Raw genomic sequence first — 25,281 nt, 5'->3', positions numbered from 1 at the left:
ATTTGCATAACCTTATTTTTATTTAATAAAATGAAAGACTCTAATTTCCTTAAAGATTTATTCTCATTATCTGTTGTGATTGTTGCAAGTAAGCTTGTGTATGATTTACTTGAAAATACTTTTTCTAAAGATGATGGCATAATAAACAAGGGGTCCGCTGAAATACTTTCTAATTCAGATGATAAAAATAATATTCTTGATGCAGCTCAAACTTCAAGAGATAATAATGGAGAAATACAAAATGTTATTTTGTCCAACAATAAAACAGTAAGGATAAGCTCTTAAAAAATTCGGTTTATGGAAATACCGGAAGTTGATTTTACTTTTGTTTATTTATTTCTATTTTTAGCAATACCAGGATTAGTTTTCCGAAAATTTTATTATCAAGGAGAATTTTCAAAACAATTTATTTCTAAAAATTGGGCATATACTTTAACAACTTCTTTCTTGATTGGAATAATTATCCAACTAATATCATTCTATAGTATAAAGGGTTTTTTTCAAGTATTTGGTAAACCTGCTTCAGAAAAGTATATTATTAAATTATCTGATTTTAAAAATCTAAAACATATACTTGATGGATTAAACCTATATGAATTCACCCATTATGATAAAAAAATATTCATAATAGTTGCCTATATCTTAATTACATGCCTTGTCGCATTTATTGCCGCATTAATATGTTGGCACTTTGTCAGACGCCTAAAACTAGACAGGAAATTTAAACTTTTAAGATTTGGTAATTTATGGAACTACTACCTGCGGGGAGAAATAATTGATTTTAAAGATTTCTCTACAATTAAAGAAAGTAAAAAAGTTATCTTGACACTAATTGATATTGTAATATCTGATGGATTTAAGGAGAACAAACTGTTTTCTGGTATTCTTAGTCAATATACAATCGATTCAAACAGCACTAACTTAGAAACAATAACACTTACTGATGCGCATGTCTGGAAAGAAGACAAAAACTCTAAAAGCCAAACTTTTGGAAGAAACATAAAAAAAAGAGTTAAAGGACATTGCCTAATATTAGATGTAAAAAAGTCAATAGATCTGAATTTGACATATGTATTTGAAAATGACAATGAAAGTAAATTTAGAAGTAACTTATTTAGTTTTCTTAACCTTATAATTATTTTAGGTTACTTATTTTTCTTTATTATTACCATAATTTCATCATCATCACTATTTATTATAGAATCAAGTATAATAAACACAATTATATTAAAAATATATTTAATTTTTCTATTAACTTTAATTATGTCGATATTTTTTAACATGATTCAATATTTAGAATCAGGAAACGAATGGACAGACAATGAAAAATCAGAAAAATTAAAGGGAGTAGTTATAATTGTTATTTTCACTTTAATATTAATGATTATATATAGATTAATAAGATTTGGAGATTTTAGTTTTTGGTATTTACATTAATTACACTACACCGCTTGTAACAGCACCAGAGTTAAGCCTAAAATGATAATAGGTAAAAAGCCTAAAAACCAAATATTATAAGTTAGCTTTTTGTTTTTAATCATTTTAGCGTTTAGCACTTTACGTTTACGCCCACCATAATACATCCAATTTTTAAATAAAATAAATATAGCTACAAGTATAAAAATAGTCCAAGCTTTTCCAGACGACATGGTATCCATGTGCATTTTTCTAAAAAATTTAGCAAAAAACACGCCTAAAAGCAACAACAAACTGCATTGTAAAAAAGACACATAAAAGGTAGCAATACGGTTAGCCTTTTTGTTTTTCTTCTGTTTGAAGTGATTAAAAAAATGATAGAATAAAATATCGAATGTGTCCATGGGGCGAAATTAGACTTTTTATTTGAAATTTACAGCTATCCGATTTTAAAAACGCAATAGGTATTTAAAACCTTTTTTATTGCACAAAATCCACACTAATTTCATCTAACTCATAAATACCATCGAAGGTATCTTGGCCACTTCCTGTAAATTTAAAAGCAATATACATGGTTCCGCTAGCGCAAGATAAATCGACCGCACCAGAGTTAAACCAAGGCACAAACGAGTCGGTATCTTTCACTACATAAGCATTGGATAAAGTGCCCCAAGTAGCGGTTGTAATAGTTTCTTCGGTGCCATCCCAATCTAAAGAATATAATATTTCCAAAAAACTACTATCTGCCAAACTATTCGAGGTTTTAAAACGAAGCGTTTCACCTTCTTGTGCATCTAAATTAATGGCAGGGGTAATTAACCAGCCAATATTAGAATCGTCTCCCGAACTGGAACATTGAAACCGTGCCGAACGCCCTAAAGACGCATTTGATGATGTTGAAGAATACCCTTCCCAAGCTTCTGTGCCTGCTTCAATATAATTAGTCCAACCCTCAATTTCAATGGGTTTGTTGTTTTTTTGAGATTCAAAATCTTCATACAATAAATTGTGTGTTCCTAAGGTTGAAGCAATGCCACAACTTAATTCCATCGGGTCGCAACGGACATCGGAATCAAAATGAATATCCGAAGAACTATTTAAAACCAATACATTAAAATCATCGCCATAATCTCGACTAAAAACACCAGTTACTGTCCCTTTGCCTTGCGGAATAATTAAGGATTTAAAATCGGAAAATGTGCTGGTTTGCATTCTTATAGAAACGCCAGTATCACAACTTACCAACGTGCGAATACCATCATACTCATCAATAGATTCGCTTGCAAATGTAGCTCCTAATTCAAACCGATTTAATTGCATATTTTCGAGCTGAATTAACGTGTTATAATCCATAGCATTCAAATCTGCAATACTTGATATTTTAGGTTGAATTTCAACAATATCGTTACTTCTAATAATAATATTTTTATATTCTGAAGGTTGAATTTGTTCTACCTGTGCACCATCGCCTTTTCCAATAACAATAATCCCGCTCCTTTCTCCAACGGTTAACCCTGTCATTTTTATATATACTTTTTGACCAAATTGATAAGTATCCGATAAACTCGACACATTAATAGCCACCTGAAAACCCAATCTCGGGTCGCTTTCGGGATTGGTATCATCTATTTTATTTTGAATAATTAACTCTTCAAAAAAGTTTCCCGATTTATCGGAAGACACCACATAACCTTCAATATATAATTCTGAATCTTCATCGATTCTCGCTGTAGAATTTCCATTGTTTACCGCTTGTTCGTAAAGTGATTTTATAGTTTTAAAAGTTGTTATTTTATCTTGTGGAATATCGGGTTCTGTGAATGATATATCTGGAATACCATAATCGCTATCTTTTACACAGGATGTTATTACTATTTGTATCAGAAAAATAACGGTTAGTATTTTAAAATTTTTCATGATTTGTGTTTTTATATGGTTTGGTGTTTCGACAAGATGAGTTTGGCATTTGGCTGGTTAATTTCCTTTGAGCTTATATGTCAATTCTAACTTTTTTCTTTTTTTTTATTTAAAACCTCACATTCAAATTCAGAAAATAGGTGGTACCACGACCATACCAATATTTCGATCCAAAAACGGGTGTATTTAATGCTTTATCGTCCCTAAGTTCTCGGTAGTTGGCATTTCGTCCTTGTTCGAACCCTCCAGATTTATAAACTTGATCTAATAAATTATTAATGCTTCCAAAAAAACCAATATAATATTCACCCAGCTTCCAGGATTTTCCGCCAATTAAATTCACCACCATATAATCATCAAAACGCTCTTGTTTTAAAAGTGCTCTTGCCAAATTTTCATCGTAATCGTTAAATACATTACCATCAAAATCGGTTGAAAAATTTGATGATCGCGTTAACGGACTCACATCGACATAGGTATTTGCGAAGAAATTTACCGTCGCACCAAACCACCAATAACCGGGATCGCTATATTCAAAGCCAACGGAATATGCGTTTTGTGGCCCCGAAGCGAGCTTATAATTTTTAAGTTTCGATTGCCCAAAATCTTTAAAACCATCTATAAAACCAGCCGCTAAAGCGTCATCGTCAGGCTCGGTAGATAGATATAAATTGGGGTTATTATTATAAGTGAATTGACCAATAGCCGCAGCGCCTTTCAACTTTATAGTTGGGGTAACTTGAGCTTCAATACCAAATTCGGAACCCAGATGTTGTTTTTCAACACCCTGAAGAATTTCTTGAACAAAAGCTAAATTATCGCCACCAATACCATCTGCAAAAAAGAATGAAATTTCGTTAGCATTCGAAACCTTGGTGTAATACCCTGTTAATCGTGCTTTAATAATAGACGAACGATAAATATAACTAGCATCGGCCGACATTATTTTTTCTTCAGTAATATTTGGAACAACATCGTGGTTTTCTCTAGAATTAGAAAATGTGTTTTGTATTGTTGGTGCTCTAGTAATATAAGCGGTATTGATATCAAACAGATGCTTACCCGTTAATTTATACGTAAACCCCGCTTTTGCGCCCAAGCCCATAAAACTTATTTTATCACCTTTACCCAACGAATTATCTGGAAATCCGCCATTTTGATAAATACCTTCACGCTGATAGGTTGTGTTTTTGATGCTAGCAGCGATATAAAATTCTGTTTTACTATATGAAAAATGAGTTTGTGCATAGCCACCAATTTCGTTCGCAAAAATGTTATAATCGTATTTAAATTTATCGCCAACCCCAACGGTACGATTTGGATTTAATAAATTGTTTTGGGCTTCGTTAATATTAGTAGCAAAACCATCGATATCCAAATAGGTTTTAGCCCCTAAAAGATCTATAACCTCAGCAAAATTTTCAGAATTTAAATTTTTAAAATGAACGCCAGTATTGAAAAGAATATGATCGTTTATTTCTTTATTTAAAATGGAATTAACGGTGAGTAATTTATCATCTACCCGATCTTCATATAAAGCATAAGTGGCATTCCCGCCATTTTGAGTATTGGCTATATTTGTACTGTACATCGCATCCCAATCTATTTGTCCGTTACTTTGAAAAGTCTGCAATGCTTGATACGCAAAACCTAATTGATCTGGGTAATTACGCTCAAAATAACTTGGTAGTTTTTGATAATAAGCAGCACTTGGATTTGCACCACCTCCTTGTGGGAAACCATCGATTAAATCTTTGCCGTTATAATCCAATCGGCTATTTCCCATTTTACCGAATTGGTAACCTATGTTTGTATTTAACTTGGTTTTACTATTCAAATCCCAATAATGATTAAGCATTACAATAGGTTCATTAACTTCTTTTATTCTCGAATTTCGTTTTTCACCATCTTGCCAACCCCAATATTCGTTATATTTTATATCTTTTAAATCGAAAATCTCCTGTGTATTGGGAGACGACTTGCCTCGGCGATTTGGGGTATAAATCGCAGAAAAACTCAAACTATGGTTTTTGTTTATTATTTTTTCCACGGAAGTGAAAAAGGAATTTGAATTATAACTGGTTCCATCTTGATAGCCTTCATTTCCCCACCGACGACCAATAGTTACCGTATAAGCCCAATTATTTTTTAACAAACCCGAAGCGTACATAGCCATAAGCCGATTGCTATAACTTCGGTTAGACGACGAATACGTTAAGCGCCCGCCTGCTCTAGCTTCCGATGCCCGAATATTGATATTATTGGTTCCTAAAATACCTCCAAAATTATAGTTTGAAGGGGTTAATCCTGTGGTTAATTCTTGGTTTCGCAACACATCGTTTATACCGCCCCAATTACTCCATTGTGGTCGGCCGTTATAGATTTTATTCATTTCGATACCATTAATTAAAACAGTACTGTTTTTTGAATCTAAACCACGAAGCCGAAAAAAAGACGCACTAAACTCGAAGGCGGCTGTGCGTTGAAAAACATCGAGTGATGCCGCTAAAAGTCCGGAAATATTATCGGCGCCGCTAGTATCGTCATTCAATTCATCATCCGATAATGTAATGGTAAATAAATCACTGGTTGCATTCTCATCACGATCTAAAGTGATATCAGAAATATTCACGATTTCCCCTTCATTTATAACAATTGGGAAACGTTTTGAAATATAACCCGTTTTTGAAACTTGCAACATTTGCTCGCCTAAAGGCAAGTTTTTATCAAATAAAAATACACCCGAAGCATTGGTTTGCGTTTTTAAAGGACTCCCTTCAATAGTGACGGAAACGTTTTCTAAAGGTTGAAAAGAGCGCCCATCGAGCAAGCTTCCTTTCACTAAGGTTTGTTGAGCATTGCTGTTTATTGAAAGACCTAAGCATAGAAACAAAAGCATTATCTTACTCATAATTAGTGCTTTAATTTGTTTAAATATAAGAAAAAACAACAAAAACAAAATGCTTTTCATTGAATTTTAATAACTTTGAAGAATTCCAACCTACTGAAAATGAATCCTTTTTAAACTTTAGGCACATGAATTTTCTAAAATTGATTATATGCTTTCTTGCAGCAAACACCTTTATTTTTACCCATGCCCAAGAAAGAAAATTTAAAATTCATACGGTAGCATTTTATAATTTAGAAAATTTATTCGATACCATAAACGATCCTCAAAAACTTGATGAATACAGCCCCATGATGGCATTAAAACGCGATAGAAGTGCGGTTTATAAACAAAAAATTCATAACATGGCTCGTGTTCTTTCAGATATTGGAAAAGATGTTTCTAAAAACGCACCAAGTATTATTGGAGTTTCTGAAGTTGAAAATAAAGCCGTTTTAGAAGATTTAGTGAACGATTCGCTACTTATTGATACAGATTATGGTATTGTGCATTACAACTCCACAGACCTGCGTGGCATTGATGTAGCTTTACTCTATCAAAAAAAAGCTTTTACATCTATACACACCAGCACGCATGAACTAAAAATTTATGATGCCGACACCAATAAACGTATTTATACCCGTGAACAATTACTGGTAAGCGGTATTTTGGAAGATGAAACTATCCATATTATTGTAAACCATTGGCCTTCCCGGCGAGGTGGTGAAGCAAAAAGCAGATCGAAACGTGTGGCTGCTGCTAAATTAACCAAACGTCTTTTAGATTCTTTACAATCTATAGACCCGTATGCCAAAGTATGTATTATGGGAGATTTAAATGACAATCCAAATAATGCAAGTGTTAAAAAGGTTTTAAAAGCAAAACCAACCAAAAAGGTGGGGTTAAAAGGTGTTTATAATCCTTTTGAAAATTTCTATAAAAACGGTGTTGGCACAACAGCCTATCGCGATGCTTGGAGTTTATTCGATCAAATTATGGTTACAAAACCGTTGCTTGAAAAAGATTATAGCTCTTTTCAATTTTATAAAGCTGGTATTTATAATAAGAATTTTATCATTACTAAAACCGGTCCTTATAAAGGTTATCCGCTACGGAGTTTTGGCTATAGTGGGTTTAACAATGGCTTTAGCGATCACTTTCCTGTTTATGTTTATTTGATTAAAAGGGTGGCTGAAAAATAAAAATCCTCCAAGTTTTTAAACCTGAAGGATTTTTAAATATTTTATAAAACCTTAATTTCTATCCAATCCAAGTACTCCAAGGAATTCTCGATAAAAACAATACTAAAGCAATACTGTAAAAAATGGCTATGGTTTTTAATTTACTTTTTGAAGTTAATTTCTTTTTGTGTTTAGAGTAGCCAATTGTAATTAATGCTATAGCTATAATATTAACAAACGGATGTTCTACAAGATATAGTCTAGCAATAGAGTTGCTCATTACTTTTCCTCCTAACTCCCCCCATAATGCTAAACGAGGCGATACAACATATAATATTAAACCAATAGTTAATTGAATATGAGAAACAATTAAAGTGAATAATGATATTCTAAAATCGTTGTTTTCGTATTCTTTGTCGCCTACCGTTTTAATAATGGCGTTACCTGCCGCAATGATTAAAACTAATAGAACTAAATAGGCCCAATAGGAATGAAGTGATAATACCGTGTTGTACATGTTTCTTTAATTTTGTTTACGGTTTCAAAAATAGTGATTTTAATTCATAAAAAAACCGCTTCGAGTGAAGCGGTTTTAAAAGTTATATTAAAATAAGCTTAGAAACTATATCTTAAACCTACTTGCATTTGCCATCTTGATGATTGGAAACCAGAGTTGTCAATAAGATTTTTAGTATCTGTAGATTCTGGATCGAAAGAAAACTGAGGTGTAGTATTATCCGCAGCATATCCTTCAAATTCTAACAAGGTTACTTGATTGTAGTTAGTATACGTTCTAACTCCCCAATCCTTATTCAATAGATTTGTGAAGTTAAAAATATCGCAAGTAACTTCGAACTTGTGTACTTTGTCTCCAAAGTTAATTCCAAATTCTTGAGCTACTTTTAAATCAATAATATGTGTCCAATCAGAACGGTCTGCATTTCTTTCCGCAAATGTTCCTTTTCTACTTCTTAAATAATCATCTCCTTCAATATATGCGCTTAATAAAGCATATTGTTCTGAAGCTGTTAAATCTCCAGTATCCACAAGATTTGCCTCAGATTCTGAACTTGGTACATACATTAATGCCGAAGCATAACCGCCTGTATCACCTAATAAATTACTACTGTTTGCATAGGTATAACTAAAAGGTTGTCCATTGGCACCTTCATAAAACAATCCAATTCTTGTTTTAACATTATCTGTCCATTTATATTCAAACGTAGAATTGGCTATAACACGATGTCCTGCAGAAAAATCTGAAGTCGAAACAACAGGCTTGTTAGATCCGTTAACCGTTTCTAAATTTTCCCATTGTGAACTGTTTTGAGAACTTGTAGCATCAATTAAAACATCCGAATCACCATAAGAATAAGATACTTGGTTTCTTACCACCACTCTATCACTTATAAAGTTTTTAGATAAAGTACCACTAACATTATATGAACTACCCTCTCCTGTATTGTATCCCAAAAAGATGTCACTATAATTGTTATCTATTGATCCAAATTTATACATTGGTCTAGAACCAGCACCAGTAGTAAAAGATTGAGGTTCTACTCTATTTAAGTTTTCATAAGCAATAGCTGTAATGTTATCATTCCAAACAAAATCAGCTGAGAATACAAAACCGTAAGGTAATTTTTGATCTATAGCGATATTTGTTTTAAATACTTGCGGAAGTTTAAAATCTTTTGCAAATAAATCTACTTTTCCTCCTAATGTACCAGAACCTGGAGCAGGATCTTTAAATTGAGAATTTACATCTGGGTTAAAAAATTCTGGAGTTTCACCTTTAAAAAAGCGTTGTCTTGTTTCTCCAGCCGTTAATCCATTATTATTGTATGTACCACCTGGCCATACTAAAGGCACGCGAGATGTAAAGATACCTAATCCACCACGAATTTGAGTAGATTTATCGCCATTAACATCCCAGTTAAAACCAATTCTAGGAGAAACATGTACACTAGAAGAAATACCTTGACCAACTCTAGCTCCTTGTAAATCTTTACCCGCAGCTTCTAATAAACCAACGGTACGTGTATTAAAATCGTCATTTACTAAGCCATCATTCCAATAAGGAATATCGAAACGCAAACCTGCTGTAAGTTTAAAGTTTTCAGTAAAATCAACTTCATCTTGTACATAAAAACCTAATTGTGAATAATCAAATTCAGCAGCTCCTAAAGAATTATCTCCAGATCCACCTAATAAAGAATATCCAATTCTGTATTCAATTGGACGATTATTGTCTAAGAAGTCTGATAAATTATCAAAATTATAATACCCGTAATTTCTTCCAAAAAACACATTTAACGCCGATGTAAATTCACCATTAACACCAAAGGTTACTGTATGTGCTCCTGTATAGATTTCAAAATTATCAGTAACAGTTAATACGTTTTGCTCCAATAAATTCGCTGTAGAAAATGCTTCCGAACCAAAATTAATACGGCCAGAACCATCAGTAATAGCTACCGATGGGAATGCACTACCATTAGGATCTCTGTTATCATTAACAGATGTATATCCAATAACTAAATTATTTGCAAATTTTTGACCAAACGTAGAGTTCAGTTCTAATGCAGTTGAATTTGTAATTGACTCAAAATTAATAGCCCCGTTCAAGAAATTAATTGATCTAGCACTTGAACCAGAAGCATTCACTTGTGTTGCTTTAACGTAACTGTGTTTTAAAGATAATTTATGGTTATCATTGATATTCCAGTCAATCTTAGCAATAAGTTTATCACTATTTAAAGATGAAACATTGTTAGTATAACCACCTGGATTATAACCATAATTAGATACTAAAAAATCTGAAAGACCTTGAATATCTGAAACTGACGAATCACCAATATAATTTTCACCATTAAAAGGTTGAGGCGTTTCTCTTTTTTCATTTTCATAATTCACAAAGAAAAATAATTTATCTTTTACAATAGCACCACCTAATCTCGCACCATAAATATTAGAAGAAAAATCATCTAATTTTTCTCTTACTCCGTCAGAACCTACTAATCCAACAGGTGTTTTACCTGCAAGATCTTCATTTCTCATAAAAGTATAAGCAGAACCTTCAAAGGTGTTTGTTCCAGATTTAGTTATCGCATTAATACTACCACCAGCAAAACCTGATTGTCTGACATCAAAAGGTGCAACATTTATTTGAAAAGCTTCAATAGCATCTAACGATATTGGGCTCACTCCTGTTTGCCCTCCATTTGTTCCACTAGATGATAAACCAAAAACATCGTTATTAACTGCTCCATCAATATAAATAGCATTATATCTATTATTTTGACCTGCTATTGAAACATTATCATCACCAGAAATACGTGCTTGAGGTGTTAATCGCGCAAAATCTGCAATGTTCCTAGATATAGACGGCAATCCTGTTACTTGTCTATTAGAAACTTTATTTCCTGTTCCATTTTTCCCTGAGTCAAAAACACCATCTCTTTCTGCAGAAATAACCACTTCTTGCAATGCATTAGAATCTTCAGATAACCCTACACTTATTCTCTTAGAGTCCCCCAATTGTAAATAAATATTTTGATCAACAAAATTACCATAACCAACAAATGAGATAGAAACCTTATAAGGTCCGCCTGTTCTCATATTTGATATTCTGTAAAATCCATCAAAGTTTGTTGCAGCTCCATACTTAGTCCCAGATGGTGTGTGAACCGCTATAACATTTGCACCAGGTAAAGGCTGCCCATTAGCATCAGTTACCTGTCCATTAATGGATGATGTAGTCACCCCTTGTCCAAATGAACACATTGAAACAACAAATAATATTGTTATCAATAAATTTTGTGTAATTCTTTTCATAATTCTAATTATGTATTAATTATTTGAAAATTAGTCCTTGCAAAAATACGGATAATAAGAGTGTCAACATTACCTAAATGTTAATAAATTTAACATAACACAAAAAAAACAAGACCTTAATATTAACAATATTAAGGTCTTTTTACGCATTAAATAAAAATACTGTAATGTTTTATCTTATTTCTTTGTAATAGCTCAACAAATTCTGAGTTGAAGAATCATGTTCATTATTAACATTACCGTTAAATTCGTTTAAAATTTTGGATGCTAACTGTTTTCCAAGCTCCACGCCAAACTGGTCGTAGCTAAATATATTCCAGATAATACCTTGAACAAATATTTTATGCTCGTACATCGCGATAAGTTTTCCTAAACTTTCAGGCGATAGTTTATTTATAAAAATTGTATTTGTTGGCTTGTTACCTTTAAAAATTTTGAAAGGCGTTATGGTTTCATTAGTACCTTCTGCAACAACTTCGGCTTCTGTTTTACCATTTAATAACGCTTCTGTTTGTGCTAAAAAGTTAGACATTAATTTATCTTGGTGGTCTTGATTCCCGTGTAACGCCTGTGTAAACCCAATAAAATCGGCAGGAATTAATTTTGTTCCTTGATGAATTAATTGAAAAAAGGCATGCTGCGCGTTTGTCCCTGGCTCACCCCAAATAATGGTGCCTGTTTGATAATCTATTGGATTGCCATTTCTATCAACACTTTTCCCGTTGCTTTCCATAATACCTTGTTGTAAATAGGTTGCAAACTGGTTTAGGTATTGAGAATAAGGAATTACGGCTTCACTTTCTGCCTTAAAGAAATTATTATACCAAACGGTTAATAGCGCTAAAACTACAGGAATATTCGATTTAAAATCTTCATTTTTAAAATGCTCGTCCATTTTGTTAGCCCCTTTTAATAAGCTATCAAAATTTTCATAACCCACAGCTAAACTCACGGTTAAACCTACAGCGCTCCAAAGTGAAAAACGACCGCCAACCCAATCCCACATTGGGAAGATGTTGTTTCCATCGATTCCAAAACCTTTTACTTTTTCAATATTAGTAGAAACCGCAACAAAGTGTTTTGCAATAGCCTCATTATCGGCAGATTTTAAAAACCAGTCCTTTAATGTATTGGCATTAGACAGGGTTTCTTGTGTAGTAAAGGTTTTAGATACAATAACAAATAATGTGGTTTCAGGATCTAGTTTTTTAATCACTTCATTAACGTGATCGCCATCTACATTACTCACAAAATGCGTTGTTAAATGATTTTTATAATACTGAAGTGCATCGACTACCATCGCTGGTCCTAAATCCGACCCACCAATACCAATGTTTACCACATCAGTAAATGCTTTTCCTGTATATCCTTTTCTTTCACCGTTTACAACTTCGTTAGTAAACCCTTCAATTTTTTGTTTTACTTGGTAAATTTCAGGCATGACGTTAACACCATCTACTTTAAAATCGGCATCTTTTGGTGCACGTAAAGCGGTGTGTAATACAGCTCTGCCTTCAGTTTCATTTATTATTTCACCAGAAAACTGACTTTTAATGGCGTCTTTCAGCTTCACATCATCAGCTAATTCTAATAAATACTTAAGCGTTTCTTCAGTAATTCTATTTTTAGAAAAATCGACATAAAAATCATCCCATTTAATGGTGAAGTTATTCGCTCTCGTTTTATCTTGAGCAAATAAATCTTTCATATGCACATCTTTTACAGATTCAAAATGCGCTTGCAGTTTTTTCCACGATGCCGTAGTTGTCGGATTTACGTTTGGTAGTGCCATAGATTAATTATTAAATGATATTGCGTTAGTATTTTGTTTTATTGTTGGTTCTATTGGTTTTTGATCTTCGAAAACATCTTCCAAGAAATCAATTGCATCAAGCTGTTTCTTTATTGGTTTAATAAATTCTAAATAGCGAACTTTTAAAGAATCGGAAATGCCTTTAGCTTCGGGTAACTTTTGTTTAAACGGATCGACTTGCACACCATTTTTCCAAAAACGGTAACACACATGGTTTCCAGAAGAGCTCCCTGTACTACCCACAAAACCAATAATATCGCCTTGTTTTACAAATTGTCCGACTTTTACATTTCGACGAGACATGTGTAAGTATTGTGTTTCGTAGGTGGCATTGTGACGAATTTTTACATATTTCCCATTTCCACTAGTATAAGACGACTTTGTAACCGTACCATTTGCCGTTGCCATAATAGGTGTACCATTCGGCGCTGCAAAATCTGTTCCTCGATGTGCCTTAACACGAAAACCATAATGTGCAATGCGGCGTTTTAAATTATAGCGTGAGGATATTCTACTAAACTTAACAGGGGCTTTTAAAAAGGCACGACGTAAGTTTTTTGCTTCTTCGCTAAAATAATCTTTAACACCTTTTACGGAGTCTGTTACAAATTCAAAGGCATAAAAAGGCTCATTATTATGTTCAAAATAAGCCGCTTTAACATCCTGAACTCCGGCATAAATTGTATCGTCTATATACTTATCGGTATAAATAACTTTAAACCGATCGCCTTTTTGTAAACGTCTAAAATCTATAGTCCAAGCATAAATTTCATCAGCCATTTTATAAGCTAAACGCTGACTTAAGCCTTGCGCTTCTAAAGTTTGTGAAATATTACTATTTATAATACCTGTAGCCGTTTTTTGAATATATTTTATGGGCTTTCGGTTGGTATAAGCATGAATGGAATCTTCAAAATTAATAACTACATACTCTTCTACATTAGGCTGATAGATAAAGCATTTGGGGGTTTCCAAAGAATCCTTAGCACATAAAAGCGTGTATGGTTTTCCTATTTGAAGTTTTCTAATATCGAAACTATCTTTGGTTTGCTCTGCAATATTAAATATTTTAGGATAACCTACATGGTTTCTATCCAAAATTTCTCCAAAACTATCACCACTTTTAATGGTATCCCGCTTCACAATAAAATCGTCCAGATTGAAACCAAATTCTATGTTTTTTTCTGGTATTTCAATCGCAGCTATATTTTCTAATGTGTCTTCTTTTTTGTCTTCTTTACACCCCATGAAAGCCATGGTACACACTAACAATATTATATATTTATTCCCCACGTTTCTTTTTCTTTCTCTGTCCATAAATCTGGAAAAAATATTCTTTTTTGATATTTTGGGTGCATATACTTCACCCACTCACTTCCACCGGTTGCCTCGGCGGTTTTTCCGTTAATATTTAAATAATGATTTGCGGTGTTATAATGCGCCATAACCCATTTAATATTCACCGTATAATCGTAATGCTTCATAGCATTTATCAATTCTTGATCTTCTTGTGATGCTTTAGGAAGACTTTTAAATTTACTCCATAAATTGTTGTTTTGATAAAATTTAGCAAATCTTATAAACTCATCTTTATAGCGTGCTTCAAAATCGGATAAAGTATAGGTTTTTTTCCCTGTTTTATAGTCCTTTCCTGCGGCTTGCCAATATAAAAACTCAAAGGCTTCTTCGTAGGATGCATTTCTATCAAACGTATCTCTAAAGCGTTTATCAATCAAATTAATTAACTCTGTAGAAGCAAATTCAATTTTACGATATTGTGCGCTTTGAAAGCCACTCGCAGGCGTTAAAGTTGTTCTAAATTTATTGTATTGATCCACATCCATTCCATCTTTCATAATACTAAAAGAAGACGTTAACACATCAAAATAACGACTAATTCGCATTATTTTAGTGGTAAATGTTTTGGTATCAATAATGTCATTTTTTGCTATTTGATTCATTTCTGAAAGCACCATTTTAAACAGCAGTTCGTTTACTTGGTGGTACATTATAAACACCAACTCGTCTGGAAAAACAGTACGCTGTACTTGCAAATTCAGCAACGCATCGGTTTGGATATAATCCCAATAATTAATAGGCTTACTATGCAATAAGCCTTCTAAATGCGCATCAACATCTTGATTAATGGCTTCAAATTTATCTTTTATTTGATCGGTAATTTTGGAATTCAATATCTATTTAGTTTTTAACTACAATATTAAAAGGATGTTTTAAACCTTTAAACGCGTCTAAATCTGCTCTAAGCGAACCTACAGCCAAATCTGCCTTGATACGCAAAGGTAATTTATTTTTATCTTTTGAAACCCATAGCGTTAAACTTTCTTCCTCTTTAAAAACGCGCCCTGCCATAACATACGGCCTAAATTTTAACGACATGACATCTCCAAAATCGGTATCAATAATTTCTTCACCTAAATATTGTAATTTAAAACCATAATTTTCTTCATCAAAAAACATATCAATCTTAACCTCATCACCCACGTTCAAATTTTCTGTGTCCAAATTATTACGCAAATAGTAAAAAGTAGACACCATATCTTGGATGTTAGGTTTGGTATCCACAACTACTTTTCGCTTATGCTTTTTATCGTGCACATGAGCTTTATTGTTGTCTTGATCAAATTCGATTTCTAAATCTTTAGTATGCCCTCCTTCATCAATATTTCTAACAAACTTGTATGGTAAATTAGTCGTTTTATCAAAATAACTCTCGTATCTATCGGTAACTTTAAAAAACCATTTAATCATACCTGTGGTCCAACCTTTACCCACAACATGGTACACTGGTTTTTCATTTAAAACTTCATCTTTTACTAACAACGTGGCGTTACCAGCTTTAAGCCAATTACTGTAACTCATCCTAAATTTAAACCATTCACCATCACCAAAGGCGGGTTCCTGCTGCGAAAATCCGGCGTGATAAACAAAAATTAGCGATAATATAAGAAGTGTTTTTTTCATTTGTATTTTAGTCATAATCATGTAACTTTTTAAATGTACAATTATTGTAACACACAAGAAATTACAATTACTATTCCAAAAATAGAAAAATTATAATTACTGCTCTTGTTTATACGAATCTCTTAACATTAATTTGTTACATCATCATGCAACAAAAAAAACCAACAAAAAGCAAACACCTTAAAAAAGGTGATACGTTAATCTCTTTAGTTTATATTAAAATAAGTTATATTTACGCCATGCAAATTCCCAAAGGAAAAAAAATATATTTTGCCTCCGACAATCATTTAGGAGCGCCAACAAAAGAAGCTTCTTTACCCCGAGAAAAAAAATTTGTAGCTTGGTTAGACACCATAAAACAAGATGCGGCCGCAATATTTTTGGTTGGAGATTTATTCGATTTTTGGTTTGAATACAAAACTGTTGTACCTAAAGGTTTTACCCGAACTTTAGGAAAACTCGCCGAAATATCCGATTCAGGAATCCCCATCCATTTTTTTGTTGGAAATCATGACCTTTGGATGAATGGTTATTTTGAAGACGAACTCAATATTCCTGTATATAATACCCCCAAAGAATTTACCTTTAACAATAAAACGTTTTTTATTGGCCATGGCGACGGCTTAGGCCCATACGACAAAGGGTATAAACGCATGAAAAAAGTGTTTACAAACCCTGTTTTTAAATGGTTATTTAAATGGGTACATCCCGATATTGGCGTAGGAATTGCGCAATATTTATCGGTAAAAAACAAATTAATTTCTGGTGATGATGACGCCAAATTTTTAGGCGAAGAAAACGAATGGTTGGTAAAATATGCCAAAAGAAAACTAGATAATAAACACCGTGATTATTTTGTATTTGGCCACCGCCACTTACCAATGGAAATTAATTTAGGGAACCATTCTCAATACATAAACCTTGGCGATTGGATTCAATATTTCACCTATGGCGTTTTTGATGGCAAAAAGTTAGAACTAAAAACTTATAATAATATCTAAAAAACCCGCTATTAACCACAGAATACCCTATTTTAAAACTCAAATAAAAACAACCTATATTATCAAAAAATAAGCCGTTTCTGGTTTTTACACCATATTAATTAAAAAACCTTAATTTTGCCAAAAAAATAAATCCACTTGGTAAAAATAGATCACATAGAACTGCCCGATTTCCCATTGCTTTTAGCACCCATGGAAGATGTTAGCGACCCACCCTTTCGCGCACTTTGCAAAGAACAAGGCGCCGATGTGGTTTACACCGAATTTGTATCCAGCGAAGGCCTTATCCGTAACGCCGCAAAAAGCGTTATGAAACTCGATATTTACGAAAAAGAACGCCCCGTAGGCATTCAAATTTTTGGCGCCAATTTAGATAGTATGCTGCAAACCATAGATATTGTAGCCGAGTCTAAACCCGATATTATCGATATTAATTTTGGTTGTCCGGTAAAAAAAGTAGTGAGTAAAGGCGCAGGCGCAGGCATTCTAAAAGACGTCTGTTTAATGGAGCAACTTACTGCCGAAATGGTAAAACGCACCAACATCCCCATTACAGTGAAAACCCGTTTAGGCTGGGATCACGATTCTATTCGTATTGTGGAAGTAGCCGAGCGTTTGCAAGACGTGGGCTGTAAAGCCATTGCCATCCACGGCCGCACCCGCGCACAAATGTACAAAGGCGATGCCAATTGGAAACCCATTGCACAAGTAAAAAACAACCCGCGCATGCATATTCCTGTCTTCGGAAACGGAGATGTTACCACTCCCGAACGCGCTATGGAAATGCGTGACGATTACGGATTAGACGGTTGCATGATTGGCCGAGCAAGCATTGGAAACCCCTGGTTTTTCAAACAAGTAAAACACTTTTTTAAAACCGGCGAGCATTTGGCACCCATAAGTTTGGAGGAACGTGTTGAGGCTGCCCGTCGCCATTTACAAATGGCCATCGATTGGAAAGGCGAAACCTTAGGCGTTTTCGAAACTCGTCGTCATTACACCAATTATTTTAAAGGCATTCCCCACTTTAAAGAATACCGTATGAAAATGGTAACATCCGATCATTCCGAAGATGTTTTCGCCGCTTTCAACGAAGTTTCAGAAAAATTTGCAGGTTACCAATTCACCCAATAAAAGAGATATTTCATTTCTAATAATTTGGGCAAATGGCAAGCCACCGCGCTATCCGCTATATCTTTTTGCGAAAAAACAAAAAGGATGCCGCTACTATCGCTTTTGCACAAGTTTGCTAAAGGCTGTTTGCATCACTAACGTAGTGAAAATCTGCTTTTATCACTTCCAAAAACAAGAAGCTACATAACCATGAGAACATCAAACCCGAGTTTCTTTATATGATTTCTCCTAACATCGAAAAAACAAACTACACGAAAAAACCATCTCACTTTGTCACTTCGAAGCATGAGAAGTCACATAACCGTGAGAACATCAAACCCCGAGTTTCTTTATATGATTTCTCCTAGCATCGAAAAAAACAAACTACATGAATAAACCATCTCACTTTGTCACTTCGAAGCATGAGAAATCACATAACCGTGAGAACATCAAACCCCGAATTTCTTTATGTGATTTCTCCCAAATGGTCGAAATGACAAAAAAAAACTAAAAAAAATTTACACCAAAGCACCATTAGCACCAATAACCTGACCAGAAATCCATTTCGATTCATCGCTAGCCAAAAACACAATAACATTAGCAATATCAATAGGTTTTGCTAATCTGTTAAACGCATTCATACTGCTCAATTTATCAATAAACTCTTGCGATTTTCCTTTTAAAAACAACTCAGTTTCCGTAGCACCCGGAGCAATAGCATTCACCGAAATGCCACGACCAATTTCTTTAGAAAACACACGTGTCATTTGTTCAACAGCCGCTTTAGTAGATGAGTAAATACCATAAGTTGGAAACATCAATTTTGCCGTACTCGATGATACATTAATAATGTTTCCGTTATCGGCTAATTTACTATCCGCTTCTTGCAGAGTATTAAAAACACCACGTACATTAACATCGAATTGATTTGTAAAATCATCGTCTGTACAATCTTTTATCAATTTAGAAGTCATAATCCCGGCATTATTTACCAAAACATCTACTTTGCCATAAGTTTCAATAGCCTTATCGAAGAGATTTACAACATCCAATTTCTGACTCACATCGGCCTTTACAGCAATGGCGGTACCACCATTTTCAACAATAGCATCTACAGTCGCTTGTGCTTCTGCCTCACTATTGGAATGATTAACAACCACTTTTGCACCATTATTTGCCAATTGAATAGCCACTTCTTTCCCGATACCTTTAGAAGATCCAGTTACTATAATGACTTTATTTTCTAATTTCATAGCTTTAAATTTATTGAGTAATTGTAAAACTACTAAAAAGCATTTGAGCTTTCTGTTTTTTATTAAAACCTTAACCTTTTTAAAATATATGGTTCTGGCAAATAAAAACAAATGTGTTGCACCTAAATACTCTTGGCAGATTTGCCCCGCGAGAAGGATTGATGCGGCATCCTTTTTTTGTGCTTTTAATTGAAAAACCTAAATATTCGAGCTAAAACGTGCTATTATTTAACAGACATAAACTGAAATAAGTACAGCACAAAAAAAGATATAGCGGAAAGCCTGTTTGCCATTTTTTCATGGCAACTCGCCCAAATAATTTAAACCGTTTTTACCATGTTTTTTGTGATTCGAACCGAAGCTATTTTTGATGCAATAATTCCTAAAACGGAAATAGTAAGGAATACAATAAAAAAGTTTTCTGTTCGCAAAGCGACTGGATATGCCAGTGATGGCGTAATCATAATGAGGTTAAAATGCTGTTGAAGCAGCACAATTATTAACGCTAAAAGTAAACCAATAAGTCCGCCTACAATACTCATTAAACTGCCTTGGTAGAAAAATATTTTTCGAATATCTTTTACCGTAGCGCCAATGTTAAAAAGCGTGCTTAGACTTTTCTTTTTGTCGAGCATCATCATGATTAATGAGCCGATAACGTTGAAAAATGCAATGATGAGTACGAGGGTAAAAATGAGGTATACTGCTAAGTTTTCGGTGTTTAGCATTTTGTACAGCGCGTCGTTTAATTGTGCCCGGTTTTTTACAACAATATTACTCCCTAAAATGGCTTGTATGCTTTGTTTAGCTTGGGTTTCGTCGGCATTTGGAGCCAATTTAAACTCGATAGCCGATATTTGATTGTCTTGGTAATTTAGTAATTTTTTTGCTAAATTTATGGGTGCATAAATGTAGCCATCATTCAAGGTTTCGTTTATGTAGAATACGCCAACATTTACCGCTCTAACGGTGCTAAAGGCATCTTTTGTAGATGTTATTTGTCCTTTTCCGGGCTTGGGAACGTAAATATTTATAGTTTTTGTAAAGTCTAAAACACCTAATGACAAATGGCTTGCAATGCCCCAACCTACCACTATTTCGTTTGTATTTTGCGAAACCCAACTGCCCGTATCCATGGCAGAATCTATATTTACAATGTTTTGAAAATACCCATCGACTCCTTTTATTTTGGCAATAGTGGTTTTGTTATTACTGGTGATAAAAATACGCTCTTCAATAATTTTAGAATACTCGGCAACAGACTCTAAATTATCGAGTTTTTGAGCTATATCTTCAGTAAGCACAAAGCTTTTGCCAACCGTAGTTTCAGCCTTTAAATCTGGATCTATTTCTGTAGAAAACTGTAGTGTAAAATCTTTTAATCCGGCAAAACCAGACAATACAATAAATAAAGACGCAGCCCCAAGAATAACACCAATAATAGCAATGTTGGTAATAAAATTAATGGCGTTATTCGTGCTTTTAGAACGTAAATAACGTTTTGCTATATATAGTGAAAAACTCAATCTACGATTTTTTTCTTTTGTCCAACATATTTGGATCCTTTATCGGGTTTTCTTCGCCTTTTAATGATTTTTCAATCTGATCGATATACTCTAAAGAATCGTCTATAAAAAACTCTAAATTTGGCATACGACGCAATTGGTGCTTGGTGCGTTGTGCTAATTCGTGACGAATTAAAGGGGTATTCGATTTTATCCCCTTGAGTAATTCTGCCGCTTTATCGTTAGGAAAAATGCTTAAATAAATCTTTGCAACCGATAAATCTACAGTCACTTTTACTTTAGATACCGATATTAAAACACCGCGCATTCCGCCTTGTGTGGCAGCTCCTTGTAGAACTTCTACTAAATCTTGCTGCAAAACACCAGCTATTTTTTTTTGTCTTTGACTTTCTACTTCTTCCACGTTATAAAATACTTTTAGACTGCAAAAATAACGGATATTTAAAGATTATCTTGCTTTTAGTAGTGTATTTTAATATTTTCAAGTTAATATTAATGGTATTATCGCTTTCGCGGAAGCAATACAGGCTCTTTTATTCTTTTAATCTGAAGTGGTTTATTTGGTAATATTCCAGTACAGATGATGCAAAATAGATGGGACAGCAACAAATTTATTACTGATTAAGAACACTTATTGTTGGGAAAGTGTTGAGTTTTACGCCTTCGTGAAAATAAAAAAAAGGACATTTTGATGAAAAAAATAGAACATATTGGGATTGCCGTAAAAAATTTAGAGGTTTCTAACATTTTATATTCAAAACTTTTTGGAGTGCCTCCGTATAAAACCGAAACGGTGGAAAGCGAGCATGTAAATACCTCCTTTTTTAAGATTGGTAAAAATAAAATTGAACTAATAGAAGCTACTGATAAAAATAGCCCAATAGCCCGTTTTATTGATAAAAACGGCGAAGGCATTCATCACATCGCTTTTGAAGTGAATGATATTAAAGCCGAAATTAAACGATTAAAACATGAAGGTTTTAAGATAATAAATGAGGTTCCAAAGCGAGGAGCCGACCATAAATTAGTAGCTTTTTTACACCCAAAATCAACTAACGGTGTATTAATTGAACTTTGCCAAGAGATAAAGTAATATTTTTTTGGTAACATCTAAAATAAATAGTAATATTGCACTCCGATTTCGGTCCCATAGCTCAGTTGGTTAGAGCACCTGACTCATAATCAGGTGGTCCTTGGTTCGAGCCCAAGTGGGACCACTTTTAGAAATTGTAAAGCCTTTACAGTAATGTAGAGGCTTTTTTGTTTTTTAACTAAGGACATGCACAAAAAACATACAAACTTCTTATACACGACAATACCCCCACAAACCTATTTTTAACACGCAAAATACTTTACAAAAAAACAATAAAACACATAGCAACACGCATTTAATCTGCTTTTTAAAACGTTTTATCGATAAACATCTATAATAACTATTTTCTAACATTTTTTAAGTGCAATTTTAATACTTTTGCCACACCATGACGATACACAACAAAAAAATATCTACGCTAATCTTGCTGTTTATAGTAGGTTTAGTTTGTAACGCCCAAGGAGGAATGCCACCAGCTCCTGTGCCTCCGCCAAAACCAGTGGGTTTACCTATAGACGGAGGTGTTCTTGTCGCTGCATTTTTTGCATTAGTCTATGGTGTAAAAAAAAGTTTAAAAACAAACTAATTTTTTAAACTATTAAGTTTAGCAACATATTTCCCTAAAACATCAAATTCTAAATTCACTATAGTACCTTTTTCAAACGCATTAAAATTGGTATGCTCAAAAGTGTAGGGTATAATAGCGACACTAAAACTATCTTTTTTAGAATTTACAACCGTTAAACTTGTTCCGTTTACAGTTATCGATCCTTTTTCAATAGTTAAATTATTATTTACATCAAAATCGTAACTAAAAGTAAAAACCCAACTTCCATTTGCTTGTTCCACTTGAGTACAAACCGCTGTTTGATCTACATGCCCCTGCACAATATGTCCATCTAAACGGGCTCCAAGTAACATGGCACGTTCCAAATTTACCTTATCATTTATTTTTAAGGTTTTTAAATTGGTTTTATCCAGCGTTTCTTTAATTGCGGTAACGGTATATTCATCGTTATTTATTGCAACAACCGTTAAGCAAACACCGTTGTGTGCCACGCTTTGATCTATTTTTAATTCCGAAGTTATTCCACTTTTAATGGTTATATGAAGATTGTCTAATTCTTCTTTTAAATTTGAAACTTCGCCTATATCTTCAATTATTCCGGTAAACATAGTATTATCTGTTTATTTAGTTAAATTTGCAACAGCAATTGAATTTCAAAATTACAAACAAAAGTTGTCTTTTTTAATGAAGCAAGCAGAAAATATAATAGTAGGAATATCCATAGGAGACCTTAACGGCATAGGCGGAGAGATTGTTTTAAAAACTTTTGAAGACGGAAGAATTTTAGACTTCTGCACCCCAGTTATTTTTGCATCTATTAAAGTTATGAGTTTTTTAAAAACGCATTTTAACTCGAGCATAAATTTCCATAGTATAAACAGCATCAACCAAATAGCTATTGGGAAAGTTAATGTTTTTAATGTATGGAAGGAACCGGTTAAAATTAATTTTGGTCAAGAAGATTTAAAAATTGGTGAGTATGCCATAAAATCTTTAGCTTCGGCAACCAAAGCTTTAAAAGAAGGCGATGTTGATGTATTGATCACTGCACCTATTAATAAACATAATATCCAGTCTGAAGAATTTAAATTCCCTGGACACACCGATTATTTAGCCCAAGAATTGGGAGGTGAAAGCCTCATGTTTATGATTACTGACACGTTAAGAGTTGGATTACTAACCGACCATGTACCAGTAAAAGACGTTTCAACCCATATTACCCCCGAATTAATCCAACAAAAAATTAATACCGTTTACAAATCACTTATTACAGATTTCAATATTCAAAAACCCAAAATAGCCGTTTTAGGCATTAATCCGCATACAGGAGATCATGGTGTTATTGGCAATGAGGATGATAATGTATTACGGCCAACACTTAAAAAAATTAAAGAATCCGGCAAACTCGTTTACGGACCTTATGCTGCAGATAGCTTTTTTGGTTCGGATAATTATAAAAATTTCGACGCCATTATTGCATCCTACCACGATCAAGGCCTAATCCCTTTTAAAACTTTATCGTTCGGGCAAGGCGTAAACTACACGGCAGGACTAAATAAAATTAGAACGTCTCCCGACCATGGCACCGCCTATGAAATAGCTGGGAAAAGAGAAGCCAATGAAAGTTCGTTTAAAGAAGCCCTATTTAGTGCTTTACATATCTATAAAAACAGAAGGGAATTTGAAGAATTAACCTCAAATCCATTAAAAAAAGCACCTAGAAATGAGCGAAGTAAAAATTATAAAGACCGCTAACACCTACTAAACAGGCTATATCTTACTAAAACAGAAAGATATAAACAAAAAAATGTTTATAAGTAATGCCACGTAAATAAAAAAATTATATATTTGCAGGCTCAAATTAGAAGTGATAATGAAGCCATTAAAAGAGTTTACAATTCCATTTGTAGGGTTAAAAATCGGTAAACATCAGTTTGAATTTGATATTACACAAGCGTTCTTTGAACATTTTGAGTATGAAGATTTTAATAATGTTAATGTAAAAGTTAATGTGACTTTAGAAAAAAAGACCACATTGCTAGAATTAAATTTTAAAATCTCGGGATTTGTTAACATCAATTGCGATTTAACAAATGAACCTTACAATCAAACCATTGAAAACGATTTTCATTTGGTTGTTAATTTTGGAGATGAATATAACGATGAAAACATTGATATTCTCATATTGCCTCACGGCGAATACGAAATTAACATACAGCAATACATTTATGAATTAATTGTGTTAGCTGTACCAATTAAACGCGTTCATCCTGGTGTAGAAGACGGAACATTAGACTCCGACATACTTGATAAATTAGAACAATTAAGCCCTGGGCTTAAAGAAAAAAACGAACAAAACGAGGATGATATAGACCCTCGATGGAATACATTAAAGAAATTATTAACGGATAAATAAACATATAAAATGGCACATCCTAAAAGAAAAATCTCGAAAACAAGAAGAGATAAAAGAAGAACACATTACAAAGCAACTGCGCCACAAATTGCTACTTGCCCAACAACAGGCGAGCCTCATTTATACCACAGAGCACACTGGCATGAAGGTAAATTATACTATAGAGGTCAAGTATTAATTGACAATTCAGAAGTAGAAAACGTAGCGTAACAATTATGCACGCATATAATAAAACACTCATTTATGAGTGTTTTTTTTATGAAATTACTTTTCCAATA

General features: G+C 33.6%; 23 protein-coding genes and 1 tRNA gene. 11 read left to right on the top strand and 13 right to left on the bottom strand.

The window, feature by feature from the left end; all coding sequences use genetic code 11:
* The first annotated feature begins 30 nt into the window (after positions 1-30).
* The gene (locus FQU21_RS06190; protein ID WP_147677127.1) at positions 31-285 is read left to right on the top strand and encodes a hypothetical protein; all 255 of its coding nucleotides are present in this window, start codon (positions 31-33) and stop codon (positions 283-285) included.
* Positions 286-297: 12 nt separating this feature from the next.
* On the top strand, positions 298-1,437 hold the full coding sequence (locus tag FQU21_RS06185; RefSeq protein ID WP_147677126.1) for a hypothetical protein: 1,140 nt from the start codon (positions 298-300) through the stop codon (positions 1,435-1,437).
* 5 nt (positions 1,438-1,442) lie between these two features.
* On the opposite strand, the gene FQU21_RS06180 is transcribed toward FQU21_RS06185, so the two are convergent.
* The 3 genes from FQU21_RS06180 to FQU21_RS06170 form a co-directional block, all read right to left on the bottom strand.
* Positions 1,443-1,820, bottom strand: coding sequence for a hypothetical protein (locus FQU21_RS06180; protein ID WP_147677125.1), 378 nt, complete (start codon positions 1,818-1,820; stop codon positions 1,443-1,445).
* Positions 1,821-1,896: 76 nt separating this feature from the next.
* A complete protein-coding gene (locus FQU21_RS06175) occupies positions 1,897-3,333 on the bottom strand; it encodes a DUF5689 domain-containing protein (RefSeq protein WP_147677124.1) in 1,437 nt (478 codons plus the stop codon).
* Between the two features lie 109 nt (positions 3,334-3,442).
* Positions 3,443-6,244: a TonB-dependent receptor gene (locus FQU21_RS06170; RefSeq protein WP_147677123.1), complete on the bottom strand. Its 2,802-nt coding sequence runs from the start codon at positions 6,242-6,244 to the stop codon at positions 3,443-3,445.
* A 125-nt stretch (positions 6,245-6,369) separates the two neighbouring features.
* Between FQU21_RS06170 and FQU21_RS06165 the strand changes: the two genes are divergently transcribed.
* Positions 6,370-7,422: an endonuclease/exonuclease/phosphatase family protein gene (locus FQU21_RS06165; RefSeq protein ID WP_147677122.1), complete on the top strand. Its 1,053-nt coding sequence runs from the start codon at positions 6,370-6,372 to the stop codon at positions 7,420-7,422.
* A gap of 58 nt (positions 7,423-7,480) precedes the next feature.
* On the opposite strand, the gene FQU21_RS06160 is transcribed toward FQU21_RS06165, so the two are convergent.
* From FQU21_RS06160 to FQU21_RS06135, 6 genes are all read right to left on the bottom strand, one after another.
* Positions 7,481-7,918, bottom strand: coding sequence for a hypothetical protein (locus FQU21_RS06160; RefSeq protein WP_147677121.1), 438 nt, complete (start codon positions 7,916-7,918; stop codon positions 7,481-7,483).
* Between the two features lie 98 nt (positions 7,919-8,016).
* Positions 8,017-11,238, bottom strand: a complete 3,222-nt coding sequence (locus FQU21_RS06155) for a TonB-dependent receptor (protein WP_147677120.1) — start codon at positions 11,236-11,238, stop codon at positions 8,017-8,019.
* Positions 11,239-11,410: 172 nt separating this feature from the next.
* On the bottom strand, positions 11,411-13,030 hold the full coding sequence (gene pgi, locus FQU21_RS06150; protein ID WP_147677119.1) for a glucose-6-phosphate isomerase: 1,620 nt from the start codon (positions 13,028-13,030) through the stop codon (positions 11,411-11,413).
* Between the two features lie 3 nt (positions 13,031-13,033).
* On the bottom strand, positions 13,034-14,368 hold the full coding sequence (locus FQU21_RS06145; protein ID WP_147677118.1) for a M23 family metallopeptidase: 1,335 nt from the start codon (positions 14,366-14,368) through the stop codon (positions 13,034-13,036).
* Positions 14,326-15,243, bottom strand: a complete 918-nt coding sequence (locus FQU21_RS06140) for a tryptophan 2,3-dioxygenase family protein (RefSeq protein ID WP_147677117.1) — start codon at positions 15,241-15,243, stop codon at positions 14,326-14,328. The genes FQU21_RS06145 and FQU21_RS06140 overlap by 43 nt, the downstream gene beginning before the upstream one ends.
* A gap of 7 nt (positions 15,244-15,250) precedes the next feature.
* Positions 15,251-16,033 (bottom strand): DUF3108 domain-containing protein, encoded by a 783-nt coding sequence (locus tag FQU21_RS06135; protein WP_147677116.1) that lies wholly within the window; start codon positions 16,031-16,033, stop codon positions 15,251-15,253.
* A 239-nt stretch (positions 16,034-16,272) separates the two neighbouring features.
* On the opposite strand from FQU21_RS06135, the gene FQU21_RS06130 reads away from it, so the two are divergent.
* Both FQU21_RS06130 and dusB read left to right on the top strand, forming a co-directional pair.
* The gene (locus tag FQU21_RS06130) at positions 16,273-17,034 is read left to right on the top strand and encodes a UDP-2,3-diacylglucosamine diphosphatase (protein ID WP_147677323.1); all 762 of its coding nucleotides are present in this window, start codon (positions 16,273-16,275) and stop codon (positions 17,032-17,034) included.
* Between the two features lie 138 nt (positions 17,035-17,172).
* The gene (gene dusB / locus FQU21_RS06125; RefSeq protein WP_147677115.1) at positions 17,173-18,168 is read left to right on the top strand and encodes a tRNA dihydrouridine synthase DusB; all 996 of its coding nucleotides are present in this window, start codon (positions 17,173-17,175) and stop codon (positions 18,166-18,168) included.
* Between the two features lie 497 nt (positions 18,169-18,665).
* Here the strand turns inward: dusB and FQU21_RS06120 are convergent, their stop codons facing one another.
* From FQU21_RS06120 to rbfA, 3 genes are all read right to left on the bottom strand, one after another.
* Positions 18,666-19,400 carry an SDR family oxidoreductase gene (locus FQU21_RS06120; RefSeq protein ID WP_147677114.1) on the bottom strand — a complete coding sequence of 245 codons (735 nt, stop codon included), beginning with the start codon at positions 19,398-19,400 and terminating at the stop codon, positions 18,666-18,668.
* Positions 19,401-19,720: 320 nt separating this feature from the next.
* Entirely contained in the window at positions 19,721-20,926 is a 1,206-nt protein-coding gene (locus tag FQU21_RS06115) for an ABC transporter permease (RefSeq protein WP_147677113.1), read from the bottom strand.
* A 1-nt stretch (position 20,927) separates the two neighbouring features.
* Positions 20,928-21,329, bottom strand: coding sequence for a 30S ribosome-binding factor RbfA (gene rbfA / locus FQU21_RS06110; protein WP_147677112.1), 402 nt, complete (start codon positions 21,327-21,329; stop codon positions 20,928-20,930).
* Positions 21,330-21,617: 288 nt separating this feature from the next.
* On the opposite strand from rbfA, the gene mce reads away from it, so the two are divergent.
* The 3 genes from mce (at position 21,618) to FQU21_RS06095 (ending at position 22,605) form a co-directional block, all read left to right on the top strand.
* Positions 21,618-22,019: a methylmalonyl-CoA epimerase gene (gene mce, locus FQU21_RS06105; RefSeq protein ID WP_147677111.1), complete on the top strand. Its 402-nt coding sequence runs from the start codon at positions 21,618-21,620 to the stop codon at positions 22,017-22,019.
* A 50-nt stretch (positions 22,020-22,069) separates the two neighbouring features.
* Positions 22,070-22,143: transfer RNA gene (locus FQU21_RS06100), tRNA-Ile, on the top strand.
* A 264-nt stretch (positions 22,144-22,407) separates the two neighbouring features.
* Positions 22,408-22,605, top strand: coding sequence for a hypothetical protein (locus tag FQU21_RS06095; RefSeq protein WP_147677110.1), 198 nt, complete (start codon positions 22,408-22,410; stop codon positions 22,603-22,605).
* Here FQU21_RS06095 and FQU21_RS06090 read toward each other — a convergent pair.
* Positions 22,602-23,195 (bottom strand): riboflavin synthase, encoded by a 594-nt coding sequence (locus tag FQU21_RS06090; RefSeq protein ID WP_147677109.1) that lies wholly within the window; start codon positions 23,193-23,195, stop codon positions 22,602-22,604. The genes FQU21_RS06095 and FQU21_RS06090 overlap by 4 nt on opposite strands.
* Before the next feature lie 76 nt (positions 23,196-23,271).
* On the opposite strand from FQU21_RS06090, the gene pdxA reads away from it, so the two are divergent.
* From pdxA to rpmF, 3 genes are all read left to right on the top strand, one after another.
* Complete coding sequence (gene pdxA, locus FQU21_RS06085) at positions 23,272-24,342, top strand: 4-hydroxythreonine-4-phosphate dehydrogenase PdxA (protein ID WP_147677108.1); 1,071 nt, start codon at positions 23,272-23,274, stop codon at positions 24,340-24,342.
* A gap of 118 nt (positions 24,343-24,460) precedes the next feature.
* Positions 24,461-25,003 carry a YceD family protein gene (locus tag FQU21_RS06080; protein ID WP_147677107.1) on the top strand — a complete coding sequence of 181 codons (543 nt, stop codon included), beginning with the start codon at positions 24,461-24,463 and terminating at the stop codon, positions 25,001-25,003.
* A gap of 9 nt (positions 25,004-25,012) precedes the next feature.
* Positions 25,013-25,213, top strand: a complete 201-nt coding sequence (gene rpmF, locus FQU21_RS06075) for a 50S ribosomal protein L32 (RefSeq protein WP_042496062.1) — start codon at positions 25,013-25,015, stop codon at positions 25,211-25,213.
* The last annotated feature ends 68 nt before the right edge of the window (positions 25,214-25,281 follow it).

Origin of the sequence: Algibacter pacificus (assembly GCF_008033385.1) — a bacterium.
GTDB classification, from domain to species: Bacteria; Bacteroidota; Bacteroidia; order Flavobacteriales; family Flavobacteriaceae; genus Algibacter; species Algibacter pacificus.
The sequence above is the reverse complement of the archived record's forward strand: the minus strand, read 5'-3'. Positions and strand labels throughout refer to the sequence as shown.